The sequence below is a fragment of the Devosia sp. genome (assembly GCF_028290645.1).
GTDB lineage: Bacteria > Pseudomonadota > Alphaproteobacteria > Rhizobiales > Devosiaceae > Devosia_A.
The window spans coordinates 1-11964 of sequence record NZ_JAQGJL010000358.1; the positions used below are offsets into that span (position 1 = coordinate 1).

At 65.9% G+C, this 11964-nt stretch carries 10 protein-coding genes; 9 read left to right on the plus strand and 1 reads right to left on the minus strand.

Annotated elements, in window-relative coordinates; all coding sequences use genetic code 11:
- Nucleotides 1-383 precede the first annotated feature (383 nt).
- A complete protein-coding gene (locus tag JWQ89_RS19020; protein WP_299643590.1) occupies nucleotides 384-731 on the plus strand; it encodes a hypothetical protein in 348 nt (115 codons plus the stop codon).
- A 340-nt stretch (nucleotides 732-1071) separates the two neighbouring features.
- Here the strand turns inward: JWQ89_RS19020 and JWQ89_RS19025 are convergent, their stop codons facing one another.
- Entirely contained in the window at nucleotides 1072-2178 is a 1107-nt protein-coding gene (locus tag JWQ89_RS19025) for a helix-turn-helix transcriptional regulator (RefSeq protein ID WP_299643592.1), read from the minus strand.
- A 176-nt stretch (nucleotides 2179-2354) separates the two neighbouring features.
- Here JWQ89_RS19025 and JWQ89_RS19030 point away from each other — a divergent pair, with 176 nt between their 5' ends.
- The 8 genes from JWQ89_RS19030 to JWQ89_RS19065 form a co-directional block, all read left to right on the plus strand.
- Nucleotides 2355-2921: a hypothetical protein gene (locus tag JWQ89_RS19030; RefSeq protein WP_299643594.1), complete on the plus strand. Its 567-nt coding sequence runs from the start codon at nucleotides 2355-2357 to the stop codon at nucleotides 2919-2921.
- 438 nt (nucleotides 2922-3359) lie between these two features.
- The gene (locus JWQ89_RS19035; protein ID WP_299643596.1) at nucleotides 3360-4403 is read left to right on the plus strand and encodes a LacI family DNA-binding transcriptional regulator; all 1044 of its coding nucleotides are present in this window, start codon (nucleotides 3360-3362) and stop codon (nucleotides 4401-4403) included.
- A gap of 62 nt (nucleotides 4404-4465) precedes the next feature.
- Nucleotides 4466-5365, plus strand: coding sequence for an ABC transporter permease subunit (locus JWQ89_RS19040; RefSeq protein WP_299643597.1), 900 nt, complete (start codon nucleotides 4466-4468; stop codon nucleotides 5363-5365).
- Nucleotides 5365-6276 carry a carbohydrate ABC transporter permease gene (locus JWQ89_RS19045; protein WP_299643599.1) on the plus strand — a complete coding sequence of 304 codons (912 nt, stop codon included), beginning with the start codon at nucleotides 5365-5367 and terminating at the stop codon, nucleotides 6274-6276. Before JWQ89_RS19040 ends, JWQ89_RS19045 begins: the two co-directional genes overlap by 1 nt.
- Before the next feature lie 137 nt (nucleotides 6277-6413).
- Nucleotides 6414-7838, plus strand: a complete 1425-nt coding sequence (locus tag JWQ89_RS19050; protein ID WP_299643602.1) for an extracellular solute-binding protein — start codon at nucleotides 6414-6416, stop codon at nucleotides 7836-7838.
- 177 nt (nucleotides 7839-8015) lie between these two features.
- Entirely contained in the window at nucleotides 8016-9215 is a 1200-nt protein-coding gene (locus JWQ89_RS19055; protein ID WP_299643604.1) for an ADP-ribosylglycohydrolase family protein, read from the plus strand.
- Nucleotides 9216-9229: 14 nt separating this feature from the next.
- Nucleotides 9230-11323: an ADP-ribosylglycohydrolase family protein gene (locus JWQ89_RS19060; RefSeq protein WP_299643606.1), complete on the plus strand. Its 2094-nt coding sequence runs from the start codon at nucleotides 9230-9232 to the stop codon at nucleotides 11321-11323.
- A gap of 157 nt (nucleotides 11324-11480) precedes the next feature.
- Nucleotides 11481-11964: CoA transferase (locus JWQ89_RS19065; protein ID WP_299643609.1), on the plus strand; the 484-nt coding region annotated here is incomplete at its 3' end.

Here is an 11964-nt window from a genome sequence, read left to right on the forward strand (position 1 = left end):
GCCCGTGCGAGCGTCTCCCTCCCCCTCGAGGGGGAGGGGACAGGGGTGGGGTCCCCCGCCCCGGCCTCTCCCAATGCCTCCCCGACAAAAAGCACCACGCCTCCGTGAGCGTCTCCCTCCCCCTCGAGGTGGAGGGGACAGCGGTGGGGGTCCCCCCGCCCCGGCCTCTCCACCAAAGCCCCCACTTGTCAAAGTGAAATGCGCCCCCGCGCATCCCCCGCTAGGTTGCCTCCTTTCGGGAGGGAGCAGCGGGTCGCGGACGGTGGCTCGTTTGTCGCACCCGCTGCGACCCGGCCCGCCTTGCAGCCCTTGAACTGGGCGTGTGTCCGCCTAAATCAACTCCTGTCCGATCGATGTGCCGATTCACAACGAGGAGATGACCCATGCACCATCAGTCCAGTAACGCCCGGGCCAGCGCCGACATGACCGTATTGTTCGACTGGAAGTCCGACGTCCAGCGCCTCGAGCGCCACCTCGCCGCCGCCAGGGCCGACGGCATGCCGGACCCCTGGACCCTGGCCGAGGCCGAGTGCTCGATCGATCTCATCGACAACGAGCTGTTGACCTTCCGCTCCCTCGACGCCCGCCGCCCCGAAGTCGCCGAAACCATCCGGCGTCACCTCGAATGGCGCGCCCGCATCGCCGAGGTGATCGCCCAGCTGCAAGACCTCGAATCCCAGGCGAGCCCGGCCCCCCTCCCGCTCGAGCAGCCCCACGCGACAACCGCCTGACCCAACCCCACACCCGTCTCCCTCCCTTGTGGGGATGGACGGTCTGCCGAGGCTCTCGCCTCTCTCCCTCCCCCTTGTGGGGAGGGTAGCGAAGCAGGTCTTGGGCGCGCCCAAGACCGTTGCGCAGCTGGGTGGGGGTGGCCCCAGCCTCGCCGCCCGCCGAGTCCGACTCTTGATCCGGTGGCATGCACAACCCAACCCCAGCCCCGATGCAGCACCTCCCCCTTCATGGCGGAGGATGGGAGGGGGCCCTCCGCCTCGGCTCTTGCGTCTCCCTCCCCAGGCGAAGGACCAGGGCGATGCACCAAAGCCCGGCCCCAACCAGTCCCGGCCTCCCAACTTATCGCGATGCCATTCCGGAGAGCAGTGCTGCCAGTTCCGCCTGGCGCGAAACGCCGACCTTCATGAATATGCGCTTGAGGACAGTTCGGGCGGTCTCGAGGGTGATTTGCAGCTCGACGCTCGCCTGCTGCAGCGACCGACCCGCCCCAACCAGCAGCGCCAATCGGCATTCGGCGGGCGTAAGGCCGAAGGCCTGACCGAGCGCCTGCCCGGAAACGGCGGGCGGCGCATCGGCGGCGCGCAGGATCACCACCGCGACAGCCCGCGTGAAGACGTCCCTTGCGACCCCGGGAAGCGTGATCACCTCGAGCAGCAACGGCGGCAGTTCGCTGCGAAGTATCACGACAGTTCGCTGATTTGCCTGCGATGCCGCGGTCCGGGCCTGCACTGCAGCTGCAATGGCAAGCTGCAGGGCACGGTCCTGCCGTTGCCCCCTGGCCCTCAGGCGCCGGTGCGTGATGCACAAATCCGTCCCCACCAGCGCGGCCGCACCCGGGCTGATGTCCAGCGCCAGGCCGTTCTGGTCGAGGGTGATCATGTTGACACGTGCTGACGAGCCAAATTCGAGGGTGCGCGCATCGAGCGCCTGGCGGAACCTCGATGCGAGCGTCACGATGCGCCCCAGGTGCCGGCCCATGTCGGCGAACGCCGCGAAGTCCCGCGGTTCGTACGGTCCCCGCCGCGCATCCCTGAAAAGCGGCAGGCCCCACTGGCTGCCCTCGGCCTTGAATCCTATCGCCGCCCACCACGGCAGGCCATACGCGCTGAACAACTCCTGATAGTAGGGAAGCCGGTTGCGCTCCTCTTCGGAGGAGAGGTCATGCTCGAGAACCACGCCGGCGCCCCGGGCGAACCGGGGCCACGCCCGGTCCCCGCGCAGGTCGTGGAGGTACCAGCCCTCGCGGACATAGGCGTCCATCACATGCGCAACCGATTGGCTTGTCGGGAACCCCTTGACCTGCTTTTCCGCGCTCTTTGGAACCACGGCAGCGCCGACCGCACCGAGCGACCCGGCCAATTGATCGAGTGCATCCGGCCATAGGCCGGGAACCAGCGCGGCATCGAAAAGCCTGTCCAGAACCCTGGTCGTGGTCTCGTGGTCCAAACCCCGTTCCCCCACGCTACGAGCGCTCGTCCTCGCCGCAAGCCTACAGCGGGGCCCCCGGGAGGGAAAGCGCCTCGACCGGGCCTGCCGCTCTCCGCATCCCCCGAATGGGGGATGGCTTCGTTGCAGGCCCGCGACAACCTCCCCCTACAACCGGCTTCAATTCGGGTGCTGAAATGTTGCTCGCTCGCCTGGTCACGGCAGTGTTGGTCCTGCAGTTTGAGGCACAGGCGGCCCTCGCGGGTCAGCCGTTACTCATCGATGTCGACACCCCAACCGGTTCAGCCACCTACGTGCTGCTCGAGAACGACATCGAGGTCGGGGATTCGAACAGGTTCTTCAGGCTGGTTCGGCGGACGCCGCACGTCACCGGCGTCATGTTGAGCTCCATGGGCGGATCCGCCGATGACGGATTGGCAATCGCCAAGTACATCTTCGAGCGCAAGCTCGACACCATGGTCACCGCAACCTGCCATTCGATCTGCGCGATCATGTTTCTTGCCGGCAACCGACGGTTCGTCACTGTCGATGCAGCCATCACCGTCCATAGCGCCTACAAGCAGATCGGCGACTGGGTGGCCGTCGACCACCGCACGAACGGCACCGTCGCGTGGTTCCTGGGGCACATGGGCTATCCGCTGCCGCTGGCCCGCCTGTGGGTCACCACGCCGACCGAAGGCGCCGCCCCCATCACCCTAGAGATGAGCGAAAAGCTCGGGCTTGGCTTCACCGTCATCGACTAACCGCACGCGTCCCACCCGGTGGCAGGCACAATCCAACCCCAGCCTCGATGCAACACCTCCCCCTTCATGGGGGAGGATGGGGGGGGCCCTCTGCCTCGGCTCCCGCGCCTCCCTCCCCCTTGTGGGGAGGGACCGAGGGTGGGGGTGGTCCCAGCCTCGCTGCTTCGGTGATCCTCCCCCGCGTGGCGGGGGAGGGACCGGCGAAGCCGGTGGAAGGGGCGCTTTCGTCGCTGCATCCCAACCACTTGCAGAAGTTCACAACCCGACGCCCGACTTTTGCCGGACTCCGCCCACCCAAAGCCACGCATTTCTCATTCATCCAGCGTTCATCGCTGCGACAAACCAGCGGCGAACTCATGGCAGCCCTGCTGTCGTAGACTCTCGCCAAAACTTCCGGTAACGTTCCCAGTAGATGCCGGGAACGGCATGGGAGGTTGCATGGGCAGGCGCCCGACCATCATTGATGTCGCGAGGCTCGCCGGGGTGTCGAAAAGCACCGCCGCGCGCGCCCTCACCGATTCTCCCGACGTCAACGAAGCCACCCGCGAAAAAGTCCGCAAGGCCGCCCACACTGCCGGCTACGAGCGCAACCACCTCGCCGTCGGCATGCGCTCAGGCCGCTCGGGCCTCTTCGGCCTCGTCATCCCCGATATCACCAACCCGTTCTGGGCCGAGGTGGCGCGCGGCGCCCAGGATATCGTCGGCGAGAACGGCGCCTCGCTCCTCGTCTTCTCCTCCGATTGGGACCACGATCGCGAGGCGGCGCACCTGCGCGCCCTGCGCCAGGCCCGGGTCGAGGGCGCCATCATCAATCCGGTCTCCGACAACGTCGATGATTTCGGCCGCTTCGGCGTGCCCTTCGTCCTCATCGGCTCGAGCGCCGAGCGTTTCCCCGATACTCCGAGCATCGGTTCGGACATCGCGCAGGCCGTGCGGCTGGGGCTGGATCACCTGGTTTTGCTGGGCCATCCGACCCCCGCGCTGATCCTCGGCCCGAAATCCCGCCTCGCCCGCGCCCGGTTCCTGCGCACCGTGCACGAGCATTGCCTCGAGCGCGACGTCGATCCCGGCGCGCTCCTCGTCGAGGACAGCGACTACACGTTCGAGGGCGGCTATGCCGCCATGCAGCGGCTGCTGGCGCGCCGTCCGATCGGCCATATCGCTGTGTTCTGCGCCAACGACCTGATCGCGCTCGGCGCCATGCTGGCCGCACGCGAGGCCGGCCGCGAGTGCCCGCGCGACGTCTCGATCCTCGGCTTCGACGGCGTACCGGCCGGCGCCTTTTCATGGCCCGGTTTGACCACTATCGAAAAGCCGGCCCGCGAGATGGGCCGCCGCGCCGCCATGGCGCTGTTCGACGAAATCGCCGGCCGTCCGCAGGATGGCCGGATCTATCTGCCGTGCCGCCTCGTAGAGCGGGGTTCACTCGCCGACCTGGGTGCACAAACGCCCCTGCGCGTTGCCGGGGTGGGGAGGAGCTGACTAGCATGTCCAGCGTAGATGAAAGCGCCACGGCAATCCCGTCCGTATCCGGGAACGTTCCCATGCCCCGCCGCATAGTGCTCGGCTTCCGCCGCTGGTGGCCCTACTACGTCATGCTCGCCCCCGGCCTGATCTTCTTCGTCGTCTGGCACTATTTCCCCATCTGGCAGGCGAAGATGGCCTTCGAGCAGGTGCGGATAATACCTCCCAATATTTGGGTTGGCCTGAAACATTTCCAGACGTTGTTTACCTCGCCGGTGTTTTATCAGGTGCTGGCCAACACGCTGATCATCTCCACCCTCAAGATCCTGTTCGTCTTCCCGGTCCCCATCCTCGTCGCCCTGCTGCTCAACGAGATCCGCGGCGGCCGCTTCCGCAAGTTCGTGCAGTCCGCCATCTACCTGCCGCACTTCCTCAGCTGGGTGGTGATCGCCGGCATCTTCATCTCCATCCTTTCCCCCTCCGATGGCGCGGTGAACCAGATCACCGGATTTTTCGGTGCAAAACCAATCGGTTACATGACCGACGGCAACGCCAGCCGCTGGGTGCTGGTGTTCTCCGAGATCTGGCGTTCCGCCGGCTGGGACAGCCTGCTCTACCTCGCCGCCATCATCGGCATCGACCAGCAGCTCTACGATGCCGCCGAAATCGACGGCGCCAACCGCTGGCAGAAGGTGCTGCACGTCACCATCCCCGGCATGGTCCCCACCATCGCCACGCTCTTCATCCTCAACATGGGGATGTTCCTGTCGGCCGACCTCAACCAGGTCATCAACTTCATCAACGACGTGAACCGCGGCCAGATCGATATCCTCGACACCTACGTCTATCGGATCGGCCTCCGAACCGGCGAATACTCGCTCGCCACCGCCGCCGGTCTGTTCAAGGCAGTGATCGGCATGGTCATGATTCTCGCCGCGCACTTTGTCTCCAAGCGCCTGACCGGCAAGGGAGTCTGGTGATGGCCGATCCCGCCGGCACCCCCATCCGCCGCTCCCCCCTCGAGCGCACCGAATACGCCATCATCGTCACGACGCTGCTGCTCCTCGTCGTCGTCACCGTGCAGCCGATCCTCAACCTGATCGCCGTTTCCTTCTCCGATCCGAGCCGTGTTGCAGGCAAGAGCGGCCTCGACATCTGGCCCTCGGGCTTTTCCATCGACGTCTGGCTGCTGCTGCTCCAGCACCCCAACGTACAGCGCGGCATCCTCAATTCCATCTTCATCACCGCCAGCGCTACCGCCATCGGCGTCGTCGGCACCGCGCTGATGGCCTGGGGTCTCAGCCGCCCCAATCTCCCCGGCCGCCGCGCCATCTTCATCCTCGTCCTCGTCACCATCGTCTTCGAGCCCGGTATCATCCCGGACTATTTCCTGATGAAGCAGATGGGCCTGCTCGACACGTACTGGTCGGTGATCCTCTACAAGGCCATCAACGCCTGGTACCTCATCATCCTCGTCCGCTTCTTCGAGGAGATCCCGGAGGAAGTGCTCGAAGCCGCCGAACTCGACGGCGCCAACCCCTTCCAGGTGTTCTTCCAGATCGTGCTCCCGCTGGCGAAGCCCGCGCTCGCCACCATCGCCTTGTTCTACCTCGTCTTTCACTGGAACGAGTTCTTCCGGGCGATGATCTACCTCAATGACCAGGGCAAGTGGCCTTTGCAGGTGGTGCTCCGCCAGTTCGTCGTCGAAGGCGACAAGCTCGCCATCGTCGGCGCCGACAACGCCGCCAACAATATCGGCGTCGCCCAGATCAACCTGAAATCGCTGAAGGCCGGGATGATCATCATCACCATCCTCCCCATCCTCGCGATCTACCCCCTAATCCTCAAGTTCTTCACCAAGGGCACCATGAGCGGAGCCCTGAAGGGATGAGGACTGTTCACACGCCGGTCTCGCAGCCTCGGTCTCCCTCCCCATTCTTAGGGGGAGGGGACAGGGGTGGGGGTCCGCAGCCACCAGCCTTTCGACCATCAACCATCTGAAACAACAAGCATAACGGAGGAGTATCCATGCTTAAGTCCCTGCTTCTGACCACCACCGCGCTGGCGCTGAGCCTGTCGCTTGCGGTGCCGGCATTCGCCGACCCCACAGTGATCCGCCTCGTCAGCAAGGACCTGCTCTCGACCAACCCACCCGACGTCGCCCATATCGAGCGCATCGAGGCGGCGCTGAAGGCCCAGGGCACCGATCTCGACATCCAGATCGTCGATTTGCCGTCCTCCGGCTACGCCGATGCGCTCGGCGTCATGCTGCTCTCGGGCGATATTCCCGACCTCATCTACTTCCAGGGCGGCGACACCAAGATGGCCGACCAGGGCATCCTCGAGGACCTCAACCCCTGGATCGAAAAATCCCCCAACCTCAAGGCCGCGCTGTGGCCGCACAACACCGAGCGCCTCAAGAACTACCCCTACCTGCTCTATGTCTACCCGCCCCGCGCCCCGCAGCCGGTGATCCGCAAGGACTGGCTCGACAAGCTCGGCATCGCGCCGCCGCAGACCGTCGATGAGTACGAGGCCTTCTTCAAGGCCATCCACGACGCCGATCTCGACGGCGACGGCACCCCCGGCAACACCTTCGGCGTCACCACCGCCGACAACACCAACGAGCTCGACTCGATCTTCAACCAGGCCTTCGGCATCACCGGCACCTGGATGAAGGACGCGGGCGGCGAGTGGGTCAGCTCCCGCATCACCGACCAGGAGAAGGCCAAGATCACCTGGTACGCCAAGCTCGCCGCCGAAGGCCTCTACGACAAGGAATACGTCACCTCGAAATTCGACGTGAAGGAAGACAAGTTCTACACCGGCAAGGCTGGCGTGATCTTCGGCTCCTCGGCCGAAGTCATCGACATCTATGGCGGCAAGATGCGCCAGGCGCATCCCGAAACCCCCATCGAACTCGCCCTCCTGCCGATCCCCAAGGGCCCCGGCGGCCAGGGCCTCGCGGCGACTGATGTGTCGAAGGAATCCCGCGGCTTCGCCATCGCCACCACGTCCCAGCACAAGGAAGAGGTGGCCAAGCTCCTCGACTTCATGGCCTCCCCCGAAGGCCAGATGCTCGACCGCATGGGCTTTGAGGGCGAGGAATACACCAAGTCCGGCGACACCTACACCGTCACCGACAAGATGAGCACTTGGTACGCCCGCTTCTTCGCCGCCGCCAACTTCGTGCCGCCGGTGGAATGGAAGTCCGCCGCCGCGCAGGAATCGCTGAAGAACATCACTACCTGGTTCAAGCCCGACAACGCCTTCGTGTGGCCCGCCGACTACGCCGCCGACCTCGACGCGACCGAGAACGTTTATCGCGCCTGGGTCTACAAGTTCATCTCGGGCGAAGCCTCGATGGACCAGTGGGACGCCTTCGTCGCCGAGTGGAAAGCCGCCGGCGGCGACCGCCTGAACGAATACGCCCGCACCAAGCTGAACGGCTGACTTCGAGCCACGAAGGCCGGGCGAGTGGGAGAGAACCCCTCATCCGGCCTTCGGCCACCTTCTCCCACAAGGGGAGAAGGCCCACTGAGAAGTCTCGGCTCCATCGCCTTCTCCCCTTGTGGGAGAAGGTGCCCGACAGGGCGGATGAGGGGTCACACCACGTACAGGACGTATTGAGTGAACGATTCCAGCACCAATCTCCGCGGCCGCGTCCGCGCCATGCTCCACGGCATCGCCCTGGGCGACGCCCTCGGCGCCCCGGTCGAAAAGCTCTCGGCCGCTGACATCCGCACCCGCTACGGCCGCGTCACCTCGCTTGAGGCCCGCTGGCACAAGATGGACCTGCCCCCCGCTGAGCGGAACCATCGCATCCGCGGCAACGGCATCGTCACCGACGACACGCTGATGACCCTCGCCCTGATGGACGTCTATGCCGAGGAAAAGCGCCATCTCGACGCCTGGGACATGGCCGGCGGCATGGTCCGCCAGATCGCCTGGACGCCGCGCTGGATCCCCGAGATGCAGCGCGAGGCGATGCTGCTCGATCGCCTGTTCTACCCCGAAAAGTGGATCTTCCAGCGCCACCAGCTGGCCAATTGCGACCCCCGCCAGGGCGGCATCGGCAACATGGTCAACTGCGGCGCCGCCATGTACATCGCACCCGTAGGCGTCGTGAACGCCTGCGACCCCCGCGCCGCCTACAACGAGGCGATCGCCTTCGCCCAGGGCCACCAGGAAAGCTTCGGCCTCGAGGCCGCCGGCGCCTTCGCCGCCGCCGTCGCTGCCGCCTTCGTGCCGGGCACCACGGTCACCCAGATCGTCGATATCGTCCTCGCCCTCAGCAAGGACGGCACCCGCGACGCCATCCGCGCCATCGCCGACGTCGCCTCAAGGCTCCGCGGCGCCGATCACGCCGAAGTCGTCGCCGCCTTCCACGCCACCATCGCGCCGTTCTCGCCGATGGGTGACGATGTCAACCATTCCGTTGCCAAAGTCGGCCGTCTCTCCAACGCCTACCAGCCCTCCCGCCTCGGCTCCATCGAAGAGCTGCCACTCGCACTCGGCTTCGCCCTCGTCAACGATGGGGCCTTCCGCAAGTCGATCGAGGACGGCATCAACTCGGGCCGCGACACCGATTCCATCGGCGTCATGGCCGGCGCCATCCTGGGCGCCATGCACGGCGAAACCGTCATCGACCCGGCCGATCGCGCCACCCTCGACAGCGCCAACCGCTTCGATCTGACCGCCGCTGCCGACAAGTTCACTGCCACGGTGACGGACATCCTCCTCGCCGACCGGCAGGCGCACGACGCTGCAGAGCGCAACCGCGACAGCCTCTTCGCGACCTCCCCGACCGCCAGCGTCGTCAATCTCTGACCACCGGAATCCCCATGCTGACCACCGAAATCTTCGACCGCATCTATGCCGGCTTCATCGGCAAGGCCATCGGCGTGCGCCTCGGCGCCCCGGTCGAGCCGACCATCTGGAGCTATGAGCGCATCCGCGACACCTACGGCGAAGTCACGCAATACCTGCGCGAGTTCAAGAACTTCGCCGCCGACGACGACACCAACGGCCCGGTCTATTTCATCCGCGCCCTGCGCGATTACGGCCTCAAGGCTACCGCCGCCGATGTCGGCCGCACCTGGCTCAACTACGCCGCCGAGGAGCACGGCATGTACTGGTGGGGCGGCTTCGGCAATTCCACCGAGCACACCGCCTACAAGAACCTGAAGTCCGGCATGGAAGCCCCGCAATCCGGCTCCATAGCCACCAACGGCACCACCGTCGCCGAGCAGATCGGCGGCCAGATCTTCATCGACAGCTGGGGCTGGGTGAACCCCGGCAACCCCCAGCGCGCCGCCGAAATGTCGGCCATGGCCGCCAGCGTCGCCCATGACGGCGACGGCCTCAACGGCGCCCGCTTCTGCGCCGCCGCCATCGCCCAGGCCTTCGTCGCGAAATCCATCGACGAGATCGTTGAAACAGCTCTCGCCCAGATCAGCGACAACTCAACCTACGCCCGCGTCGCCCGCGCCGTGATCGCGTTCCACAAGGCCAATCCAACCGATTGGCGCGCCTGCCGCGACATGCTCGGCGCCGAGTGGGGCTACGACCGCTACCCCGGCGTCTGCCACATCATCCCCAATGCCGGGGTCACCATCATGGCCATCCTCTACGGCGAGGGCGAGCTGACCCGCACCGCCGAAATCGCCACCATGGCCGGCTGGGACACCGATTGTAACGCCGGCAATGCCTGCGCCATCGTCGGCACCTTTGAGGGCGTGCAGCCGAGCTGGGACAAATATCGCAAGCCCATCAACGACTTCGTCATCGCCTCGGGCGTCATCGGCACCCTCAACGTCGTCGATATCCCGAGCTTCGCCCGTGAGCTCACAACTTTGGCCCTGCGCCTCGATGGCCAGGAGCCGCCGGCCCTCTGGGCCGAGGATTTCGAGCGCCGCGGCGTCCGCTTCGATTTCGACGCTCCCGGCGCCACCCACGCCTTCCGCACCGAGCCGTTCAACCAGATCGAGGTCAAAGCCTCGACCACCAAAGCCGGCCCCAACTCCCGCGGCAGCCTCGAAGTCCTCCTCGACCGCCTCGAGCGCGGGCAGGGCGGCCGCGTCTTCTGGAAGCCCTTCTACCGCCGCGCCGATTTCGACGACGAGCGCTATCGTCCGATGTTCACCCCGCTCGCCGACGCCGGCCAGACCGTGAAATTCAAGCTCCAGCTCGACCCCTGGAACGGCGACGGCAACCTCCGCGTCGCCCCCTATGTCCGCCGCGCCATCTCTGGCGAAATCGTCGAAACCGGTGCCTGGCACGTCCCCAGCTCCGAAGGCTGGCAGGACTACGAGTTCGTGATCCCCGAGGGCGATGAAGCCATCGACGAAATCGGCGTCCTCGTCGAATATTTCGGCCGACTCAAATTCCTCGGCCGCCTGTTCCTCTCCGATTTCTCGATCTCCGGGGCAGGGCGCCTCGCCATCGACCCGAAGACCGAGAAGCAGGAATGGGGCGGCATCACCCGCTTCACCTGGAACCGCGGCCACTGGTCCCTGCAGGATGGCGCCATCCACGCCCACACCGCCGAGGACGCCGACGCCTGGACCGGCAACGCCTACCTCCGCGACGTCACCGTCACCGCCGACCTCACCCCGCTCTCCGGCAAATCCCACCTCGTCTCCGCAAGAGTGCAGGGCACCAGCCGCTTCTACGCCGCCGGGCTTGAGAACGGCGAAGCTGTGATCCTCAAGCAGGACCACGGCACCACCGTCCTCGCCAGGGCCCCATTCAGCGCAAAACCCGGCGAATCCCACAAGCTTGCGCTGGCCGCCAAGGGCGAAACCCTCTCGCTCACTATCAACGGCCAGCCCGTCCTCGCCACCACCGACCCCACCTTCCGCTACGGCCAAACCGGCCTCCGCATGTCCTCCGCCGGGAGGATGACCGTGTCACGGCTGGAAGTGGTTGAGCACTGATGCATCAGAGCGCGTGGACCCCCACCCCTGTCCCCTCCCCCTCAACAGGGGGAGGGATACGCATGCTGCGGCGCCCGTGTGAGGGTCTCCCTCCCCCTTCTGAGGGGGAGGGGACAGGGGTGGGGGTCAGCCCGAGCCGGGCTCGCGAGACGCACCCATGACCATCAAATTCAACCAGCAGGCCACCGGCCCCCTCAGCGGCATCCGCGTCATCGATCTCTCCCGCCTCGTCGCCGGCAACATGCTCTCCCTGCAGCTCGCCGATTTCGGCGCCGACGTCATAAAAATCGAGCCGCCACAAGGCGATCCCCTGCGCGAGTGGTGCGATGACGGCCATTCGCTCTACTGGAAGACCTACGGCCGCAACAAACGCTCGGTCGTCCTCAACCTCCGCGACGCCCCGGACATGGCGGCGCTCGAAACCCTCCTCCGCACCGCCGACGTCTTCATCGAGAACTTCCGCCCGGGCACGCTCGAGCAGATGGGCCTCGCCCCCGAAAAGCTGATGGAGCGCAACCCCAACCTCATCATCGTGCGCATCTCCGGCTTCGGCCAGACCGGCCCCTACGCCCAGTTCCCCGGCTTCGGCACCATCGTCGAAGGCATGAGTGGCTTCGCCTACCGCACCGGCTTCCCCGACC